The organism is Mycobacterium mantenii, assembly GCF_010731775.1.
Classification (GTDB): domain Bacteria; phylum Actinomycetota; class Actinomycetes; order Mycobacteriales; family Mycobacteriaceae; genus Mycobacterium; species Mycobacterium mantenii.
This window is the reverse complement of the sequence record NZ_AP022590.1, coordinates 4,635,479-4,655,424: the sequence shown is the minus strand read 5'-3', so window position 1 is coordinate 4,655,424 and position 19,946 is coordinate 4,635,479. Positions and strand designations below refer to the sequence as shown.

General features: G+C 65.3%; 21 protein-coding genes. 13 read left to right on the top strand and 8 right to left on the bottom strand.

Going from position 1 to position 19,946, the window contains the following annotated elements:
* Positions 1-45: 45 nt before the first annotated feature.
* Genes G6N50_RS21095 through G6N50_RS21085 form a run of 3 tightly spaced genes read right to left on the bottom strand, consistent with a single transcriptional unit; the run spans position 46 to position 2,548 of the window.
* Entirely contained in the window at positions 46-810 is a 765-nt protein-coding gene (locus G6N50_RS21095; protein ID WP_269473837.1) for an aldolase/citrate lyase family protein, read from the bottom strand.
* On the bottom strand, positions 807-1,628 hold the full coding sequence (gene hpaH, locus G6N50_RS21090; RefSeq protein ID WP_083094459.1) for a 2-oxo-hept-4-ene-1,7-dioate hydratase: 822 nt from the start codon (positions 1,626-1,628) through the stop codon (positions 807-809). Before hpaH ends, G6N50_RS21095 begins: the two co-directional genes overlap by 4 nt.
* Entirely contained in the window at positions 1,625-2,548 is a 924-nt protein-coding gene (locus G6N50_RS21085) for an alpha/beta fold hydrolase (protein WP_083094573.1), read from the bottom strand. Before G6N50_RS21085 ends, hpaH begins: the two co-directional genes overlap by 4 nt.
* A gap of 197 nt (positions 2,549-2,745) precedes the next feature.
* Here G6N50_RS21085 and G6N50_RS21080 point away from each other — a divergent pair, with 197 nt between their 5' ends.
* The 13 genes from G6N50_RS21080 to G6N50_RS21020 are packed head-to-tail and all read left to right on the top strand — an operon-like array spanning position 2,746 to position 14,623.
* A complete protein-coding gene (locus tag G6N50_RS21080) occupies positions 2,746-2,991 on the top strand; it encodes a hypothetical protein (RefSeq protein WP_083094460.1) in 246 nt (81 codons plus the stop codon).
* Positions 2,992-3,023: 32 nt separating this feature from the next.
* A complete protein-coding gene (locus G6N50_RS21075) occupies positions 3,024-4,142 on the top strand; it encodes a thiolase family protein (RefSeq protein ID WP_083094574.1) in 1,119 nt (372 codons plus the stop codon).
* Complete coding sequence (locus tag G6N50_RS21070) at positions 4,139-4,579, top strand: Zn-ribbon domain-containing OB-fold protein (RefSeq protein WP_083094461.1); 441 nt, start codon at positions 4,139-4,141, stop codon at positions 4,577-4,579. Before G6N50_RS21075 ends, G6N50_RS21070 begins: the two co-directional genes overlap by 4 nt.
* On the top strand, positions 4,576-5,871 hold the full coding sequence (locus tag G6N50_RS21065) for an aromatic ring-hydroxylating oxygenase subunit alpha (protein WP_179970043.1): 1,296 nt from the start codon (positions 4,576-4,578) through the stop codon (positions 5,869-5,871). Before G6N50_RS21070 ends, G6N50_RS21065 begins: the two co-directional genes overlap by 4 nt.
* Positions 5,868-6,383: an aromatic-ring-hydroxylating dioxygenase subunit beta gene (locus G6N50_RS21060; RefSeq protein ID WP_083094462.1), complete on the top strand. Its 516-nt coding sequence runs from the start codon at positions 5,868-5,870 to the stop codon at positions 6,381-6,383. The genes G6N50_RS21065 and G6N50_RS21060 overlap by 4 nt, the downstream gene beginning before the upstream one ends.
* A gap of 16 nt (positions 6,384-6,399) precedes the next feature.
* A complete protein-coding gene (locus tag G6N50_RS21055) occupies positions 6,400-8,007 on the top strand; it encodes a class I adenylate-forming enzyme family protein (RefSeq protein ID WP_142275494.1) in 1,608 nt (535 codons plus the stop codon).
* Positions 8,004-8,786, top strand: coding sequence for an enoyl-CoA hydratase/isomerase family protein (locus G6N50_RS21050; RefSeq protein WP_083094464.1), 783 nt, complete (start codon positions 8,004-8,006; stop codon positions 8,784-8,786). Before G6N50_RS21055 ends, G6N50_RS21050 begins: the two co-directional genes overlap by 4 nt.
* Before the next feature lie 10 nt (positions 8,787-8,796).
* The gene (locus G6N50_RS21045) at positions 8,797-10,287 is read left to right on the top strand and encodes an aldehyde dehydrogenase (protein WP_083094465.1); all 1,491 of its coding nucleotides are present in this window, start codon (positions 8,797-8,799) and stop codon (positions 10,285-10,287) included.
* Between the two features lie 29 nt (positions 10,288-10,316).
* Positions 10,317-10,901 carry a flavin reductase family protein gene (locus G6N50_RS21040; RefSeq protein ID WP_083094466.1) on the top strand — a complete coding sequence of 195 codons (585 nt, stop codon included), beginning with the start codon at positions 10,317-10,319 and terminating at the stop codon, positions 10,899-10,901.
* Positions 10,901-12,064, top strand: a complete 1,164-nt coding sequence (locus G6N50_RS21035) for an acyl-CoA dehydrogenase family protein (protein ID WP_083094467.1) — start codon at positions 10,901-10,903, stop codon at positions 12,062-12,064. The genes G6N50_RS21040 and G6N50_RS21035 overlap by 1 nt, the downstream gene beginning before the upstream one ends.
* Before the next feature lie 11 nt (positions 12,065-12,075).
* Positions 12,076-13,020 carry a TIGR03619 family F420-dependent LLM class oxidoreductase gene (locus G6N50_RS21030; RefSeq protein ID WP_179970042.1) on the top strand — a complete coding sequence of 315 codons (945 nt, stop codon included), beginning with the start codon at positions 12,076-12,078 and terminating at the stop codon, positions 13,018-13,020.
* Positions 13,021-13,031: 11 nt separating this feature from the next.
* Positions 13,032-13,778 (top strand): alpha/beta fold hydrolase, encoded by a 747-nt coding sequence (locus G6N50_RS21025; protein WP_083094577.1) that lies wholly within the window; start codon positions 13,032-13,034, stop codon positions 13,776-13,778.
* Complete coding sequence (locus tag G6N50_RS21020) at positions 13,775-14,623, top strand: thioesterase family protein (protein WP_083094468.1); 849 nt, start codon at positions 13,775-13,777, stop codon at positions 14,621-14,623. The genes G6N50_RS21025 and G6N50_RS21020 overlap by 4 nt, the downstream gene beginning before the upstream one ends.
* 7 nt (positions 14,624-14,630) lie before the next feature.
* Here G6N50_RS21020 and G6N50_RS21015 read toward each other — a convergent pair whose 3' ends face one another.
* The 5 genes from G6N50_RS21015 to G6N50_RS20995 form a co-directional block, all read right to left on the bottom strand.
* Positions 14,631-15,860: a CaiB/BaiF CoA transferase family protein gene (locus G6N50_RS21015; protein ID WP_083094469.1), complete on the bottom strand. Its 1,230-nt coding sequence runs from the start codon at positions 15,858-15,860 to the stop codon at positions 14,631-14,633.
* 261 nt (positions 15,861-16,121) lie between these two features.
* Positions 16,122-16,925, bottom strand: a complete 804-nt coding sequence (locus tag G6N50_RS21010; protein ID WP_083094470.1) for an enoyl-CoA hydratase-related protein — start codon at positions 16,923-16,925, stop codon at positions 16,122-16,124.
* Positions 16,918-17,394 carry a carboxymuconolactone decarboxylase family protein gene (locus tag G6N50_RS21005; RefSeq protein WP_232068808.1) on the bottom strand — a complete coding sequence of 159 codons (477 nt, stop codon included), beginning with the start codon at positions 17,392-17,394 and terminating at the stop codon, positions 16,918-16,920. Before G6N50_RS21005 ends, G6N50_RS21010 begins: the two co-directional genes overlap by 8 nt.
* 39 nt (positions 17,395-17,433) lie before the next feature.
* Entirely contained in the window at positions 17,434-19,068 is a 1,635-nt protein-coding gene (locus G6N50_RS21000; RefSeq protein WP_083094472.1) for an AMP-binding protein, read from the bottom strand.
* Complete coding sequence (locus tag G6N50_RS20995) at positions 19,069-19,911, bottom strand: fumarylacetoacetate hydrolase family protein (RefSeq protein WP_083094473.1); 843 nt, start codon at positions 19,909-19,911, stop codon at positions 19,069-19,071.
* Positions 19,912-19,946 lie beyond the last annotated feature (35 nt).

The following is a 19,946-nucleotide window of genomic DNA, read 5'->3' as shown; positions in this document are numbered from 1 at the left end:
GATCCCGAATTCTAGGTGACACGATAGTCAGAAACAATGCGTCGGTCATTGATCGCGATACCTCGCGGCCAGTTCTTCGGTACCGCGGGCCAGCAGCGCCACGTCCGCTCCTACGAGCACGAAGCTCGCGCCGGCGGTCATGTAGCGGCGTGCCAACGGTTCGCTGAACGCATTCACCCCGGCGTGTTTGCCGTGTTCCACGATGGTCGCCAATGCAGTCTCTATGGTGCGCACGATGTCTGGATGCTCCGGTTGCCCGAGTTTGCCCATCGAGGCTGCGAGGTCGGCCGGACCGATGAAGACGGCGTCCACCCCATCGACGTCGGCGATCTCGCCGAGCAGAGCCAGACCGGCCATACTCTCCACCTGAACGGTCAACGACACCGTCGCATCGGCGGTGACGAGATAGTCAGAAATCCGGTTCCAACGCGATGCCCGGGCCAACGCGCTGCCGACGCCGCGGATGCCCTCGGGCGGATACCGAGTGGCCGCAACCGCCGCGACCGCATGGTCGGGCCCGTCGATCATCGGGACGATGATGTTCTGCGCCCCGATGTCGAGCAGTTGCTTGATGACGACGGGATCGCCCGATGGCGGGCGCACCAGCACGTCGACGTCCGGGTAGCCGGCGAGAACCTGCAGTTGCTCGAGCGTGGTGCGCAAATCGTTGGGAGCGTGCTCCTGATCCAGCAGCAGCCAGTCGATCCCGGACCCCGCACAGATCTCGGTGACGTAGCCACTGCCCGAGGCCACCCACATGCCGATCCGCGCGTCACCGTCGCTGATGCGCTGCGTCCACCGATTCGTCACGAAGCCTCCGCATCGAACGTCACCGACACCGTGCCCAGCGGTCCGTAGTCCGCGACGAAGCTGTCCCCGGGTTCGGCGAACACCGGCTTGGTGAACGATCCGGACAGGATGACCTCACCGCGCTTCAGTGAAACCCCATGCGGAGCAAGCCGGTTGGCGAGCCAGGCCACGCCATTGCCGGGATGGTTGAGCACTGCGGCGGCCACCCCAGACTCCTCGATCGTGCCGTTGCGCAGTAGCAGCGCCGCCACCCAGCGCAGGTCCGCGTCCAATGGGCGGAACACCCGCCCGCCCAGGACAAGGCCGGCATCCGCGGCGTTGTCGGCGATGGTGTCGACGATGGTCCGCAGATGGCCGGTCTCGGGGTCCGACATCTGCACCCTGGCGTCGAGGATCTCGAGCGCAGGAGTCACGAACTCGGTGGCCCGCAACACGTCGAACAACGTGACGCCCGGGCCGGACAGTTGCTCACCCAGTACAAACGCCAACTCGACCTCGACGCGTGGACGGATATAGCGACCGACCGGTATGCGGCCGCCGTCCTCGATGAACATGTCGTCGAACAGCGCGCCGTAATCCGGTTCGTCGATCGACACCGCCCGCTGCATCACCTTCGAAGTCAGGCCGATCTTGCGGCCCTTGACTTCTCGTCCGTCGGCGACCTTCAGCGCGACGAGTGCCCGCTGCACCGCGTAGGCGTCGTCGATGGTCATATCGGAATACTCGAGTGACAACTGCCGGATCGGCGTGCGGGTCTGCTCGGCCTCGTACAGCCGCCGGGCTATGTCCGAGATTTCGTCCTCGGCCGGTCTGCTCATCTCGTGAGGAACTCGATCGCCGCGGCGTTGAACGCCTCGGGATCCTCGAAGTGCGGCCAGTGCCGCACCGAGGGCATTTCAAACACCTCTGAGTTGGGGATCAGGTCCGCGATCGTGCGCGCGGTGTCCTGGTACACCCCATGGTCTTTGCCCGAGGCGACGATCATCACCGGTGCGGTGATCCCGCGCCACTTGTCGTCGGGAATCAGGTTGCGGTGCCGCACCTCCTCGTCCTGCAGGATCAGCAGCCGGTCGATGGTGTTGCGGGTGTCCTCGCGCCGATAGACGGCCTGGCGCAGGCCGATGAGGTCCGGGAGGCGATTGGCTTCGTCGGCGATCAGGTGGGCGAACACGGCGTGCAGGGATTCCCAGGTCGGCTCGTTGACCGCTTTGGTTCGTTCGGCGCGAATGCGCGCCATGTTCGACGCCGAGGCTTCCCGTCCGGCCGGCGACATCAGGATCACCTTGTCCACCCGGTCGGGGTGGCCGACGGACACCGCGGATGCCACGAACGCGCCCAGCGACATCGCGATGAAGTTGGCCGACGCCATGCCGAAGTGGTCCATCACCCCCAACACGTGTTCGACGTACACCGCGATCTCGTAGTCGTAGTCCGGCTTGTCGGAGAACCCGTTGCCGACCATGTCGATCGCCACGCAATGGAAGTGCTGCGAGAGTGCGGCGAGGTTGGGCGCGAACGTCTCCCAATGACCGCCGGTGCCGTGCAGCAGGATCGCGTGCGGCTTGTCCGGGTCGCCCGCCTCGGCATAGCGGGTTCGGACGGACACTCCATTGACTCCGATGTCGGTGAACCCCTGCCGAAACGCCAGTTCCTTGAGATACATCCAGATGCTGCGGTAGTTCTCCGTGTCGACTCGGCTCACGTCGACCGCCGGGGCCGGTGCTTGTACTTGACTCATCTCACCTTCTCGCATGTCCGTATCTGACACATCTGTCATCTAGTGTTGACGTCGCCTCGCGCGCTTCCCATCGTCGCACAAGCTCTATGTTCCCATGTGAAGAACGGCTCACACCGCTCGGCCCGTGCGCGATAAGGAAGCGGGCGTTGCGTCTCCCTCCATTGATTCTGACACTTGTATGCGGTAATACTGGGCAGGTGAACACTCCGGCCGGACGCCGCGTCCTCGCCGACCTGGTCAACGAGTTCGCGGCCGTGCGGTTGTCGTTGGACATCAACGGCAACGGCCCCCGCCTGCTCGTCGAGGACCTCGAGGGCGGCGAGCAGGTCTTCTTGTGCCCGTTGGAGTTGGCCAGCTTCACCTTGGCCACCCCCGAAGACCGCGAAGAATGGGTGCGGGTGGGCAACTATCGCGGCGAGCGCCGGCCACCGGAGCAGCCGTGAGCGCCGCCGATGCCGACCTGGTCGGCCTGGGCATGACCGCGATGTCCCTGCGGCCGGGCGCGACACCGCTCGAACTGGCCGTCCAGGCGAGCGCCGCCGCGCTGTCCGACGCCGGACTCGGGCGCGCTGACGTCGACGGGATCCTGGTCGGCTCGTCGCAGGGCGTCCGGCCGGACCGGCTGGGGGTCGGATTCGCCGCCACCGCCGGCTTCTCGGACCTGCGTCTGCTGGAGCACGTCGAGATCAAAGGCGCCACGACCATCGCCATGATCCAGCGCGCACGCCACGCGATCGTCACCGGTGAGGCCGCGACCGTGCTGTGCGTGTTCGCCGACGCACCCCTGGCGGCCGGCCGCGGCGCAGGATCGACCTACGCACACAGCGGCGGCAACGTCGGGGTGCGCGGGCTGGAGCGGGCCTCAGGGCTGCTCGGCTCGGTGCCGACGTATGCGCTGCTCACCCAGCGCTGGCTGCATGTAACCGGCACCAGTGCCGACGCGCTGCGTTCGGTGGCCACCACCGCAAGGGGTTGGGCGCGCGGCAATCCCGACGCGGTCAACCGAGAGCCGCTCGACGACGCCGCCTATGACGCTTCCCCGATGATCGCCGAACCGCTTCGGCTGCTGGACTGCGCGCGGCCGGTGAACGGCGCGGTCGCCGTCGTCCTTACCGGGCGGCCCTCGACCGGCGGCACCCGATTGCGGGTTCGCGGCACCGGGCGCGAGCATCCGGTGCGGCGCCGTCGCTCAGGAGCCGAGTCGTGGTTCGGCGGCGGTGCCCGCGCGGTACAGGACGCGCTCGACCAGGCCGGCATGGTCCGATCGGACCTGCACGTCGCCGAACTGTACGACCCGTTCTCCATCGTCACCCTGGCGCTGCTCGACGAATACCGGCTCACCGGTGATGTGCCCGCGGGGGTGTTCGTGCGCGACGGCCATACCGGGCCGGGCGGCAGGCTGCCGACCAATACCGGCGGTGGCCAGCTGTCCGGGTTTTATCTGCAGGGCATGACGCCGTTGGCGGAGGCGATGATTCAGCTGCGCGGCAGCGGCGGGCAGCGTCAGGTTCCGGGAGCCACGGTGGCGCTGGTCGGCGGCATCGGCGGCCGGATGGACCACCACGCGGCGCTGGTGCTGGAGCGCGCCGCATGACCGCCACCGCGGTCGAGGACTGGCTGCTGGACAGTGCGCTGGCACCCATTTCCGATGACGACTTGCTGGCGCCGCTGTACCGGGCGGCCGCACGCAACGAGCTCGCGGTGCCGTTCTGCGCGGCGTGCGCGCTACCACTCGAGCTCGACCAGCAGGTCTGCGACGGCTGCGGGCACAGCGAACGGGATTGGCGCACAGTCGATCCGCGCGGAACAGTACATACTGCGGCGCTCATGCACCGGCGCGAGCCCGGCCTGGTGCGCAGCGTGGCACCCTACCCCATCGTCGACGTCGAACTGTCGAGCGGACACCGAATGGTGATGACCACCGTCCAACCCGCGGACACGGCACCGCCCATCGGCACAGCAGTGCACATCGGTTTCCGCCACCTCGGCGACGTCGCGATCCCGGCCATCGACATCCTGGAGGACCAGTGACAACACTTGAATCCGCTTCTGCGACAGACAACTTCGACGTCGGGACCGTCATACGCACCGACCGCGTGCACGGGAGTGTGTACACGTCCGCCGAGATCTTCCGCCGCGAAATGGACAGCATCTTCAAGACCGGATGGGTCTACGTCGCGCATGAGAGCGAGGTCAGCGAGCCGGGTGACTACCTCACCCGGATGATCGGACACGACCCGGTCGTCGTGGCGCGCGGCAAGGACGGTGTCATCCGAGTGGTCCTCAACCGCTGCACCCACCGGGCCAACAAGCTGTGCAACGCCGAGAAGGGCAACGCCAACTCGTTCCGGTGCCCGTATCACGGCTGGACCTTCAGCAATACCGGTGCGTTGCAGGGTGTTCCGATGCGCGAAGGTTACGGCGAGGCTTTCAACCAGGTCCGCTCCGAACTGGGCCTCGCCCAGGCGCCCCGCGTGGACAGCTACGGCGGATTCATTTTCGCGTCGCTCGCTTCTGAAGGCGTGTCCCTGACTGAGCATCTCGGCAAGGCGACACGCGCCATCGACCGGCTGCTGAACCTGTCCCCCACCCGCACGATCGACTTGCGGGCCAACTGGATGAAGCACCTGCACCATGCCAACTGGAAGATGGTGGTGGAGAACAACGTCGACGGCTACCACGCATTGTTCACTCATGCCTCGGTGTACGACGCGATCAAACCCGCCAAAGTGTCGCACGTTCCGACCAAGGTCGATGTGCTGGTCCGCGACCTCGGCAACGGTCATTCCGAGATCGACTACAGCGACGAATACCGCAAGCTGGACGAGGAATTCGTCTGGTACGGGCGCATCCCACGGACCAAGCTCGCCGACTACGTCCAGGCACTCGAGGGTGCGTACGGTCCCGAGCAGGCGCACGACGCACTGGTCGTCGGCCCACCACATACATTGATCTGGCCCAACCTCTTCCTGGCCGAGATGAACGTCATGTTCGTCGAGCCGCAGGCCCCCGACCGCACCATCGCCTACACCACCGCGGTTTTGATACCCGGTCAGGATGCGTTGAACGAACGCACGCTGCGCCGCTCGGAGGGGGCGATGGGCCCGGCGGGATTCCTGATCGCCGACGACGGCGAAATCGGCATGCGCAACCAGGCCGGGCTTGCCGCCGAGCTGCCCGAGTGGCTGATGCTGGCACGCGGTATGGAAAGCGATGTCGATGACTCGACGGGCATCATCAATCGGGACAAGAGCGCGGAGACTCCGCAGCGTGGTTTCTACTCGCACTGGGCCGCGGTCGTCGGCGGAATGGCCGGAGCATGACCGTCAACTCCCACACCCAGACACGTCCCGCCCTGCGTCCGCTGCCCGACGCCGAGATCCTGTCGTTTCTATACCTGGAGGCGCGACTGGCCGACGAGGGCCGCTACTCGGAGTGGGAGGCGCTGTGGGTCGATGACGACGACACGGTCGAGTACCGCGTCCCGATGCACCCCGACGACGACCCGCGCACCACGCTCGCCTACATCAACGACAACCGGCGACGGATCAAAAGCCGGGTGGCTCAGCTCAACACCGGTAACCGACACTCCCAGACACCGCCGTCGGTGATGCGTCGCGTCATCTCCAACAGCGAGGTGGTGGACGCCGGCGCCGACACCGTCACCGTGGAATCCAACTTTGCGCTGTTCGAATACCGTCTGCGCCAACGATTCTGGGCCGGCCGGGTCATTCACACGATCCGTTTGTCGGCGGATGGCCCGAGGCTGGTCCGCAAGACCGTACACCTGATCGACGCGGGCGGACCGGTCGAGACACTTGCTTTCCTGATATGAAGGGCCTGTTGATCTGATGCTCATCGGCGACATCGCAACCAACAACGCCCGCCGCTACCCCGACAAGCGTGCACTGATAGACGCTGACCGGACGCTGACCTGGTCTCAGGTCGACGACCGGGCCCGTCGACTCGCCGGCTTCCTGATCGGCCGGGGGCTGGTGCCGGGCGACCGGGTCATGGTGATCGCCCGCAATTGCCTTGAATGGCCGGAGATCTCATTCGGTCTGGCAAAAGCCGGGCTGATCACTGTGCCGGTGAACATCCGGTTGGCTCCCGACGAGGTCGCCCACGTGCGCGACGACTCCGGCGCACGAGCGGTGATTATCCACGCCGACCATCTGGAGAAGTTTCTCGGCGAATTGACCCAGCTGGGGCTGATATTAGGCGTGGGCTCCAGCTCGGCGCACAGCACAAGCGAGTTGGTCACCGACTACGACACGGCGCTGTCGCGCGCGCAACCCGGCGCTGAGCGCGGCGACGTCACGCCGGACGACGTCGCGTTCATCCTCTACACCAGCGGCACCACCGGTCGAGCCAAAGGCGTGATGCATACCCACCGCGGCTTGCTCTACCAGGCGGCTGACACGAATCTCGTCACGGAGGCCAACCGCTCGGACGTCATGCTGGCCACCACCCCGTTCTTCACTGCAGGCGGCATGGTCCGCACGGTGTCATGGCTGTATCTCGGTCAGACCATGGTGATTCATCAGAGGTTCGACCCGCAGGCCGTGATCGACGAGATCGAACGCAGTGCCGTCACCTTCACGACGTTCATCCCGACGATGCTGCACCGCACGCTGGCGATCCTGGAAGACGGACCACCGCGGGACATGTCGAGCCTGCGGCGCATCTCCTACGGATCAGCCCCCGTGCCGCCCGGTTTGGCACGTAAAGCGATGGACCTGCTCGGCTGCGACCTGCAGCAGCGTTATGGACTCACCGAATGCGGCGGACAGGCAACGATTCTCACGCCCGAGGATCATCGCGACATCGTCGCCGGCAAAACCTCGATTGCGACCTCATGCGGGCAGGAAACGCCGATGTGCGTGATCCGGGTCGTCGACGTCGATGGCAACGATGCCCCACCCGGCGACGTCGGCGAAATCGTGATCACCAGCCCTGCCAACGCGATCGGCTACTGGAACCGGCCCGAGCAGACAATGGAGACGTTCCGGCCTGATGGGTTGCTCAGCGGTGACTTGGGCTACCTCGACGAGGAAGGCTACCTCCATATCACCGGTCGCAAAACCGATCTCATCATCTCCGGCGGGTTCAATGTCTATCCGGCTGAGATCGAGCGGGTGCTCGCTCAGCATCGCGACGTAGACATGGTGGCGGTGGTCGGGGTGCCTGACCCTGAGTGGGGTGAGACGCCGGTTGCCGCCGTGATTCCCAAGGCCCACGTCACCGATGAGGACGCATTGACCGCCGAGCTGGCTGCGCTGTGTCGCGCGGAACTGGCCGGTTACAAGCAGCCGCGCCGGTTCGTGTTCCGGCGCGAGTTCCCGTTGGGCCCCGCAGGCAAGATCCTCAAACGCGAGATCGCTAACCAGGTGAACCACGTGAGTGGGTCGGGTGCGAAGATGCCGGTATCGACCGCATCGACCGAGGAGCGCCCGTGACGAAACAGACCGACCTGGCCACCATCGAATTTCAGGTGACCGACCACATCGCCACCGTGGCGCTCAACCGGCCCGAGAAGATGAACAGCTTCACCGAACAGATGGCCGCAGACCTCGGTACGGCATGGGCTCGGGTGCGCGATGACGATGACATCCGGGTCGCGGTGTTGTGCGCCAACGGCGACCGCGCCTTCTGCACTGGCATCGACGTATCCGAGGGCACCTGGTGGACGCACAAGCCGATCTTTAACCAGGAAGATCCGGGCGAATTACTGGGGCCGAAAGCGCACAAAGTGTGGAAGCCGGTGATCGCGGCACTGCACGGCATCGTGGCCGGTGGCGCCATGTACTTCGTTAACGAGTGCGACTTCTCGATCTGCAGTGAGACGGCTACGTTCTTCGACCCGCATGCCAATGCGGGCATCGTCTCGGCGCTCGAACCGATGGGCATGCTGGCCCTCGGCGTACCCTACGGCGAGGTGATGCGCTGGGCCTTGCTAGGCAGCGAAGAGCGGATGAGCGCCCAGACCGCCTTGCGAATCGGACTCGTGACCGAGGTGGTCCCGGATGATCAATTGCGCGTGCGCGCCTTCGAACTGGCCGCTGAAATCGCCGCGCGCAGACCCAATGGTGTCCAGGGAACCGTGCGCGCGATGTGGGAGGCCCGTGATTTGACCCCCAGCGTCGCCGCCCGCCACGGCAAATTCTTCACCGACCTCGGCAATGCCGGCGCCAAGCCGGACTCGTTGAACAACAAGAAGAAACCTCGAACACGATGAGGAGGAGGCGATGACCGACATAGTGATCGACCATTTAGTCGATTTCGACCTGCTGATCGGGGGCGAATCATCGCCCGCCGCATCAGGTTCGACCTACGACAGCATCGACCCGTTCACTGGCCGGCCCTGGGCGCGCGTGCCCGACGGTGGGGCCGCTGATGTGGATCGCGCTGTCTCCGCCGCCCGTGCCGCACTCAATGGCCCGTGGGGTGCGCTCACCGCGACCGCCCGCGGCAAGCTGCTGCTTCGCCTCGGCGAGATCATCGCGCGCGAGGCCGAGCAGCTCGCCGAACTCGAGGTGCGTGACGGCGGCAAGCTGGTTCGCGAGATGGTCGGCCAGATGCGGTCGCTGCCGGACTACTACTCCTACTACGGCGGGCTGGCCGACAAGCTGCAAGGCGACGTCATACCGGTGGATAAGCCCAACTACTTCGTCTACACCCGCCACGAACCCGTGGGCGTGGTCGGCGCGATCACACCCTGGAACTCTCCGCTGTTGTTGTTGACCTGGAAGTTGGCCGCCGGGCTGGCCGCCGGTTGCACGTTCGTCGTCAAGCCCAGCGACCACACCCCCACATCGACGCTGGCGTTCGCAAAGCTGTTTGCCGAGGCCGGTTTTCCGCCGGGCGTCATCAACGTCGTGACCGGCTGGGGTCCGGAGGCGGGTGCCGCGCTGGCGTCGCACCCCGGCGTCGACAAGATCGCGTTCACCGGGTCGACGGCCACCGGCATTCAGGTGGGCAAAGCTGCGATCGACAACATGACCCGGTTCTCCCTCGAACTCGGCGGCAAGTCGGCGCAGGTGGTGTTCGCCGATGCCGACCTCGACGCCGCAGCCAATGGGGTGATCGCCGGTGTGTTCGCCGCCACCGGCCAAACGTGTCTGGCGGGCTCGCGGCTGTTGGTGCACGAGAGCGTCGCCGACGCGCTGGTGGACAAGATCGTCGCGAGGGCGGCGACCATCAAACTGGGTGACCCGAAGGACCCGACGACCGAGATGGGCCCGGTCTCCAATCAGCCGCAGTACGAGAAGGTGCTGTCGCACTTCGCTTCCGCGCGGGAGCAGGGTGCGACGATCGCCCATGGCGGCGAGCCTGCCACCGACCTGGGTGGCTACTTCGTCAAGCCGACCGTGCTGACCGATGTCGACCCCTCGATGCGTGCCGTCGCCGAGGAGATCTTCGGACCCGTGTTGGCGGTGATGACCTTCGCCGACGAGGACGAAGCGGTTGCCGCCGCCAACGGCACTGAGTTCGGCTTGGCCGCTGCGGTGTGGACCAAGGACGTGCACCGCGCACACCGTGTGGCCGCCAAGCTTCGGGCCGGCACCGTCTGGGTCAACGCCTATCGTGTTGTAGCGCCCCATGTTCCGTTCGGCGGGACCGGCCACAGCGGCATCGGGCGGGAGAACGGTATCGACGCCGTCAAAGACTTCACCGAGACCAAGGCGGTGTGGGTGGAGCTCTCCGGCGACACCCGCGACCCATTCACGCTCGGCTGAGCTGAATCCAATCGAGAAGGGCAATTCACATGACGTTGGATCTCGCGGCCGCCGACAAGGTGCTGGCCGGACTGCGGCCATTTCCGGTGGCAGTCACCACGATCGACGGCGGTTTCGGCAATGGGCTGATATCGCTGTCGGCCGGCTCGGCCAGCATCGTGCCCGAACTGCCCCGCGCGACCGTCAGCCTGACCAAGTACAACAAGTCGCACGACATGCTGGTCAACTCTGGCATCTTCGCGATGCACATGCTGTCGGCCGGCCCGGAGGAGATCGACAAGTCGATGGAGATCCTGATGACCCTCGGCGGCAGTTCAGGCCGCGATGGTGACAAGATTTCCACGCTACACACCAAGCCGGGTGTCACAGGCGCCCCGATCCTGCTCGACGCGCACAGCTACGTCGAGTGCCGCATCACGGGATCGCTGGACAACGATGAAAACACCATCTTCGTCGGCGACGTCGTCGCAGCGGAGGTGTTCAGCTCGCAGCAGCGGCTGCGGATCGGTGAGGCGTGGGGCAAGTTGCCACACGAATGGATCGAGCAGTACGAGGCCAACCATGAGCCGCAGTTGCAGAGCGCGCGCGACCTGCGGGCGGCAGCGAGAGTCTGATGCCTGAAGAACATTCCGGTGCATGGGAGCTGCCGGAAGAGCTGGTGATGCTGCGCGACACCGTGCGGCGGTTCATGGATGCCCACGTGCATCCCCTCGAGGAGAAGCTCGACCACGATACGGTCGGGTTACCCCGCGAGCAGCTCGTCGAGCTGCAGGCCAGAGCCAGAGCGCTCGGGCTATGGGCGCTGCAGACACCCGAGGAGTACGGCGGCGCTGGGCTCAGTGTCCTCGGCCAAGTGGTGGTCGCCGAGGAGGCCGCGAAATGCCGGATGGGAGCCTTCTTTCCGGCGCTCGGCGCGTTCGGCGGCAACCCGCCCAACATCATGTTCAAGGCATCGCCCGAGCAGTTCGACAGGTACGCCAAGCCCATCATCGACGGCACCATGTCCAAGGCGTACACCGCGATCACCGAGGCGTCCGGCGGGTCGGATCCGGCGCGCGCGATCAACCTCAAGGCAACGCGTGACGGCGGCTGCTATGTACTCAACGGCTCGAAGATGTGGATCTCGCATGCCCTCGATGCCGACTGGGGCGTGATTTATGCCCGCACCGGCGAGGGGCGCCAAGGCATCTCGGCCTTCATTCTGGGGAAGAACACCCCCGGAGTCATGTTCAGCCGTATCCCCGTGATGGCGTCTTTTGCGCCGTACGAGTTGCACTTCGACAATGTGCGGATACCCGCGGATCGACTGATCGGCGCCGAGGGACAGGGCTTTTCGCTGGCAAACGAGTTCCTCGTGCACGGACGCATCGTGTATGCCGCCGGCCCGATCGGGATCGCGCAGTGCGCGCTGGACATGACCTGCCAATGGGCAAGGGACCGGGTTGTGTTCGGGGGCAAGCTGGCCGACAAGCAGGGCATCAAGTGGATGCTGGCGGACAGTGAGGTGGACCTGCGGGCCGCCCGGCTGCTGATCTACCAAGCCGCGTGGAACGCCGACCTTGGCCGCGATGTTCGGGTAGACGCCTCGGTGGCCAAGATGTTCGCCACCGAGGCCGCCTACCGAATTCTGGACCGCTGCATCCAGATTCACGGGGCACTGGGAATCTCCACCGAACTGCCGCTGGAGCGATGGTTTCGCGACCTGCGGGTCAAGCGACTCGGCGAAGGCGCAACCGAGGTCCAGCGCGAAGTCATCGCGCGATCGTTGGTGAGATAGTCGCGGCGACAATGGAACCGAAGGGGACCAACAAGAGGAGCAACGTGCGCTACAACCTGATGTTCCCGATGCGGGCCGTCAAGCATTGGAACCGGTGGTGTGAGGGCGCAGGCATCGGCGATATCGCGCGATTGGTGGAAGACGCCGGCTTCGATGCCTTCTCGATGTCCGAACACCCGTATCCCGACCGGGATTGGTTGGCCCGCGGCGGGCACCACGCTTTTGACCCGTTCGTGTCACTGAGCTTCGCGGCGGCCGCCACCACCCGGATCCGGTTGATGACCTACATCCTGGTATCGGGTTATCGCAGCCCGTATCTGACGGCTAAAGCGGCCGCGAGTTTCGATCTGCTCTCCGGCGGACGTTTCACGCTGGGTACGGGGGCCGGCTACCTGAAGTCCGAGTTCGAGGCGCTGGGCGCCGATTTCAACCGCCGCGGCGCGCTACTCGACGAGGCGATCGCCGCGTGGAAAGCAACCTGGGCCGGCGTCGACCCCGACGGGCCGGAGTTCGGGGTGAGCGGTCACGTCGCGTTGCCGCCGCCGTTGACGACGGGCGGTCCGCCGATCTGGATCGGTGGCAACGGCGCGGCCGCGCAACGCCGCGTCGTGGAGGTTGCCGACGGCTGGATGCCGATGGCGGCGTCGGGCGAGATGGCCGCGATCACCCGCGCCCGCCCACTCGAAGACATCGACACGCTTGGCGACTGGGTGGCGAGGGTGAACAAGCGACGGGCGGAGATGGGCCGCGGCACCGCCGACGTCGCCTTCGTCCCGTTCGAAGCAGACCTGCTCGCGAGCGGTGACTGCGAGAGATTCTGCGCCGCAGTGCAACCGCGGCTGGATGCTTACGCCCAAGCGGGCGTCACTTGGATCACCATTGAGCCGGCCAGTCGGAGCTTCAGCGACTTCCGTACCGACATCGATATGCTGAGCTCCCAGTTGATCGACGAATGAAGGGCTCGACGATGGCGCTGCCCGGCCTCGTGCTCGTCCACGGCGGCGAACACGCCGGTGACTGCTGGGACCTCGTCGTCGCCGAATTGCGACGGGAAGAGCCGGAATTGCGCACCCTCGCGGTGGATCTACCGGGCCGCGGCCGCACGCCAGGCGACTTGGCGACCGCCACTATCGGCGAGTGGGTAGATTCGGTCGTCGCCGACATCGAGCGGGAACGTCTGGGCGACATCGTGATCGCCGGCCACTCGATGGCCGGCGTCACAGTCCCCGGCGTCGTCACCAAACTTGGCTCCGCCCGAGTACGCGAGATGGTTCTCGTCAGCGCGTTCGTCCCGCGCCAGGGACAGGCGATCGTCGACACCCTGGGCGGTCCGCTCGCGTCCTTCGCGCGCTTCGCCGCGCGAGGCGGCAGACCGTTCAAGGTTCCAAGCGTGGCCGCGCAGTACGCGTTCTGCAACGGCATGACGAGGCAACAGCGCCGGCTGGCGATGTCGCGGTTGTACACCGAAGCGGCGCGAATTCCCGCAGAACCGGTGGACCGTAGCGGATTTCCCGGCGACGTGCCGCGCACCTGGGTGCTGACCACCCGAGACCGGTGCCTGTCGCAGAGCTCCCAGCACGCGAGCATCGCGGCGCTCGGCGGCGTGCAACGGGTGATCCCCATCGACGCCTGCCACGACGTGATGTTCAGCCATCCAGAACGCCTGGCGCAGATCCTCCTCGAGCGATGCCGCCTGCGAGGGAGCGTCCAATGACAGATTCATCGGCGGATCCATCCGCCTCGGCGCCGACGAGCTTCTTCGTCACCGACGGAAAAGGCTATGTTCCAACCCTTTTGGCGAGAGGACCGTGGGGTCCGTCGCTCAGCGGTAATTACATCGGCGGGTTACTCGGGCGAGCGGTCGAGCAAGAAGTCGACGATGTCGACCTTCAGCCCGCCCGGCTGACGGTCGACCTGCTCAGGCCCGTGGCGTTGCAACCCCTGCAGGTGCACTCTTCGGTGGTGCGCGACGGCCGCCGGCTGCGACTGGTCGACGCGGTCATGACGCAGAACGACGTGATGGTGGCCCGGGCCGGCGGATTGTTCCTTCGCCGCAGCGAGCATGCCGTGGACACGGTGTGGACGTCGCCGGTCGCCATGCCCCCAGTCCCGGCGGAGCCCGATGTGTTGGCGGCCGATGTCCCGATGGTCTTCCACTCGTTCGGCCGAGACCCGGTCGCGGGCAGTCCGGGTGTCGGCGTCAAAGAGTGGCGACACTACGGGCAGAAGTTCGCGTGGATGCGGGAGACCAAGTTTCTCGTCGACGACGAGCCGCTGTCGCCCTTCACTCGCGCCGTCATGGCCGGCGATGTCACCAGTTCGTTGACCCATTGGGGCACCGAGGGACTGCAGTTCATCAACGCCGACTACACGATCACGCTCAGTCGCTTGCCGGAGGGCGTCTACATCGGATTGGCCGCGGTCACGCACTACGGCCACGCCGGCGTCGCGACCGGCGTGGCGACGCTGTTCGACGAAACCGGGCCAATCGGCAGCGGTATGGCAACGGCATTGGCGAACCCCGGATTCACGCCACCGCCGTCAATAGTGTCGACCTGACCGGCGCTCAGGTGATGGCACCTTCGATCTTGAGTTCGATCAGGTCGTGGTCGCCGATGCCCAATTCCCGCAATACCTCGTCGGTGTGTTCGGCGAACATCGGCGCCCGGGTCAGGTGGGCGGCCGCCTCATCGAACTTCACCGGGTTCGCCACCAACCGCTGTTCATTTCCCTGAGCGTCCCGGACGTCGGCGATGCGCCCGTTGGCGACCAGCGATTCGTCATGGGCGACTTCCCAGGCGTCCTGCACTGGAGACCACTGGCCCCTTAGCAGACTCAGCAGCCGCGTGCACTCCCCGAAGGTCCGCGATGCGATGGCGTCGGCGAGCAGCGCGGTGGCCTCATCGGCGTGCGCCGCCAACGACTCGAGCGAGGCGAATCGCTCGTCCACGGCGGCCGCCTCGAGTCCGAAGAGCCGGCAGACGGGAGTCCAATAGCGAGTGGGCTGAAGCATCGAAAGCTGTATGAAGCGTCCGTCCGAGCATCGGTAGGCGCCGGTGAGCGGATTGCCTGGCGCCTGCGTCCGCTGGTCGATCTTCGGCAGCGGACAGCCGTAGAGCATGGCAAGGTTGACGCTGGACTGGTTGGCCCACGCCCCGACCGCCAGCAGCGAGACGTCGATGACCGACGGCTGCCCAGTCGTTTGCCTGCCGTAGAGGGCGGCGGCTACCGCGCCCGCGATGGTGATGCCACCGATGTTGTCGCCGAATGCGCCCGCCGGCATGCCCGTCGGCACCTCGGATTCCGTCGGCGTGACTCCGTCGGCGTTGCCTGCGCGCGCCCAGAACGCCGTCGCGTCGTGCGCTCCCGTCTCGCGGTCGGGACCTTCGCTCCCGAATCCGCTGCCCGCGACGTAGACGATCGACGGATTGATACGCCGTACCTCATCAAGGTCGATCCGCAATTTCGCCCGCGCCTGGGGCAGCAAGTTGGTCAGGAAGACGTCGCTGCGCCGGACGAGTTCCTCGAACACCGGCCGAGTCTGTTTCAACGCCAAGGACAGTCCGACACTGCGCTTACCGCGGTTGGGGGCCTCGATCGTGGGCGAGAACGAGACTCCCGGTGTGGTGGCGGAGCGACCGGCGACCGTGACGAGCCCCCGTTGTGCATCTCCGGTAACCGGGTTCTCGATCTTGATGACGTCGGCGCCCCAGTCGGCGAGGACCGCACCGGCGGTAGGCACGAAGGTGAATTGCGCGACTTCGAGCACGCGCACACCGGTCATCGGTTTCTGCATCTATCCGTCATTCATCGTCGATTCTGACTGGATCCGCAACCACAAACATAGGTTACTAGGTTAGTTTTGTCACGTCATCTGCGCTGAATTCCGCGAGTCGAACATGCTAGGGCCGGTCCGTTCGAGCCATAGTCGCACCGACGCGGATAGGTCGATGACGATGGCGATCTCGCGCCGCTTGCAGTGGTAATGGCCGCCCGGGTCATCGGGTGCGATGCTCTCAATCAGCTCTACTATGTGGCTCCCTCCCCGTCCTAGTGCTCAGCGCCAGACGTCGAAATTCGGGCTGCGCTTCTCGAGGAAAGCGCTGGCCCCCTCGGCCTGCTCACCGCTGGCGAAGAAATCCGGCTTGACGATGGGCAGGTAATCCTTCTCCTGATAATCCCGCATCGGCGCGTACTCCTCGTCGAACGACATCTTGAGCAGTTTGAGCACAGTGGGACTCATCGAAAGCAGTTCGTCTGCCCACCGACGAACTTCGGTATCGAGATCAGCCGCGGGGACCACCGCGTTCACCAGACCCCAGTCCAGGGCCTGAGCCGCCGTGTACCGACGGCACAGAAACCACATCTCTCTGGCGCGCTTGGCGCCCAATACCCGAACAAGATACGAGACGATCCAGCCCTGGGCCGGGCTTGCCACGCGCGGTCCGTTCTGGCCGAATATCGCTGCTTCCGAGGCAATGGTGAAGTCACAGAAGTAGGCCATGTGGTTTCCGCCGCCGATCGCGTAGCCGTTGACCCGGGCGATCGTGGGTTTCAGGCTCTGCCGAATCGCGGCATACACATCCTTGACGTAGTTCTCGAGGCCGCGATCTTCCTCGCCGCGATTCTCCAAAGCTCCGTCGGCCTCCGAGTTGACATCGCCGCCGGCACAAAAGGCGCGCTCGCCTGTTCCCGTGATAACGATGACACCGACTTGCGGATCAGCGCCGGCCTTCGAGATCGCCTCGACCATCTCAAGCAATGTCGTTCGCGTGAATGCGTTGAGCGACTTCGGCCGATTGATAGTTACAGTCGCGACGCGGTCAGTCACGTCGTAGATGATGTCTTCGTAGTCAACCATGTGGGCCTTTCGGTTTGGGGACCAGCCGGTCCAGATGTGTTGGGAGATCGATGTCTATCCGTGCGGTCGCCATCAGGCGGCCCAGCATCATGTACTGACCGATGACCAGGATGAGTTCCACAATCTCTCGGCTGCTGAAGCGCGCCGCGCAGGCCGTGAACGTTTCGTCGTCGGGCGGCGCGCGCAGAACCACCTGCTCGGTGAAGGCCAACACCAGCGCGTCATCGGATTCCGTTACAGCTTCGTATCGCGCCGCGGCGATCCGCGCCGGCTCAACACCGATCTCCCGGGCGATCGCCTCGTGCTGAACCCATTCGTATTCTGCGCCCGGTGTCAGATACGCGACCCGCAGAATCGCCAGTTCGCGCAGTTGGTCGTCCAGCGTGAGATCGGGAAGAGCCGCCAGCCGCTTGGCAATCGCCTCCGGCGCTTCGGCGGCAGCGAGATACGGGATGCGGCTCGCCGGCACCCTTCCTGAGATGGAATCCACTGTTGACGAATCAGCCGGTTAAGCAGGTTGGGTTTGCGCGGCGACCAGTTGGTGCAGCCGGCCTTTGTCCACTTTCCCACCCGGGTTGGTGGGAAGCTCGTCAACCAAGACAAGCTGTTCGGGGAACTTGAATTTGGCGAGGCCCTGCGCGTCAAGGAAAGCCGTAAGGTCATTTAGCGTTGGAGGTTCACCTGCCGGCACGACGACGGCGCAGGCCCGCTCACCCAGCCGATCGTCTGGGACCGGGATGATCGCGACCGCAGCGACGGCGGGATGCTTGATCAGCACGGTCTCCACCTCAAACGGAAAGATGTTCATGCCGCCCCTTAGGATCATGTCCTTAGCCCGCCCCACGATGCGCAGGTAGCCGTCCTGCACGCAGCCCAGATCCCCAGAGCGATACCAGCCGTCGGTGTCCCAGTTCGCCTTGTCGTAGTCGGCTTGATTCAGATAGCCCCACGTGTTGTTGGCACCACGCCAAAACACCTCACCGGTATCCCCCGGTATTACCAAAGTCCCGTCCGGAGCCCGCAGTTCAAGCTCCTCACCCGCACAGATCTTTCCAACGGTATTCCATCGCGCCCACTCAGAATCGTGGACCGTGGTCATCGTGGGCACACCGCCATCGGTGGTGCCGTACACATTCTGCACAACGCAGCCCATCCGCCGCTCGATCTCTTCGGCGACCCGTGGGGGCAAAGGAGCGCCAGCGTTGTTGAAGCGGGTGAAGGCCGACAGGTCCGCGGACTCCAGGTCGAGGTCGAGCATCATGACCAACTGGGTCGGGATGGCGGTGGCGTACGTGACCCGTTCGCGCACAATGAGATCCAGCGCGGGCTGCGGCTTCCAATGCTCCAACATGACACTTGTGGCACCGGTGAGCAGCGGCATCAGAATCGGAAAGACATAGCCGGTGGAGCCCTGTCCGGCGGGCGCGATTGCGCCGGCCACGTCATCGGATGTCAGTTTGAGCGCTGGCGCCGTCTGATGAACGAGGAAGGCGATCATGTCGTTGGCGCTCCACAGCGAGGCCTTCGGCACACCGGTGGTTCCCGACGAGCACATCACATGCGCCGGCTGATCCGGGTCGCACCGCAGCCCGCGTGCGGTCCGGGGATTGATCGGCTCGGCGGCCCGCACGCGCGATTCGAACGAGCCCACCGAACCTGTTCGCGCGTACAGCACTTCACGCAGATCCGGCAGTGTGGGGCGCAGCTCCTCGTGCAGTGCCCGAACGTCGATATCCCTGTCGGACTCGACACTGATCAGCACCTCCGCACCGATCGTGGCGAGCAGTGACCCCACTTCGGCCCGGCGCCACCGGGTGGGCATCGCGACCATGTAGGCACCGATGCGGTTCGCCGCGAGGTTGATCACCGGCAGCAGAGCGCAGGTGGGTAGCTGGGCGGCCACCGGGTCACCGGGACGGACGCCCAGATCCAGCAGAAGTTGGGCGCCGCGTTGCGTGAGATCCGCCAATTCGCCGTAGGTCCATCGGACTTCGCCGTCGATCACAGCCAGCTTCTCGGGATGTGCTGCAACGTGCTCGTCGAACATCTCTGGCAGGGTTTGGTCACTCCAGATACCAGCGTCCCGGTATTTCTGCGCCTGCGCCTCGTCGTGCCAGCGGCGCATCACCCTCGTTCCCGGCATCTAGCGGGCCCCGCCAGGCAACATCTGGTTGCGCATCCGTCCGACTCCCTCGACTTCGGTCTCGACAATGTCGCCCGGTGCCAGATAGCGGGGCGGTTTACGGATGAAACCGACGCCGGCCATGGTCCCGGTAAAGATCAGATCGCCGGGATAAAGCGTGCAGTAAAGCGATAATTCGGCGACAATGTCCGGTACCGAATAGATCATCCGCGATGTGCGCGCGTGTTGCACTTGCTCACCGTTGACCCAGCAGGTGATGCCAGCATCGTCTGGGTTGGGTAGTTCATCCGGTGTCACGAGCCACGGTCCGGTCGGACCGAAAGCCGGGTACGACTTTGCCAGACCCCACTGGCTGGCGGCCATCTGCCGCTCCCGTTCCGAATAGTCTTGGCCCGCCATCACTCCGGCGATGTGATCCCAGGCGTCCTTCTTCGCCACGCGATGCGCTGCTGTCCCGATGACGACGACGAGTTCGGCTTCCCAGTCCACCGTGTCCTTGGGGAGCGGAACGTCGGCGTTCGGCCCGGCGATCGAGGAAGGGAACTTCGAGAAGACCTCCATCACCTCAGGCAGGGTGAAATCGGCCTCTTCGGCGTGGTCCGGATAATTTGCGCCGATCGAGAAAACCTGGCGCGGCCTTGGTGACGGCGCTCCCAGGCTCTGCTCATCGATCGGTTCGGCGGGAAAGTCGACCCCTGAGGAGGCCCAGCGCCGAAACTCCGTCCACCGGTCGTAGACGGCTGCCGGATCGGCTGAAAACAGACCGTTGCTGGCCTTCTCGACGTCGATGCCATCGCCCTCGACAACCAATGTCAACCGGCCACCGAAATTGGCTACACGCACCAGGATTCACCTCCGCGGCCGATTGGCCGATCGAT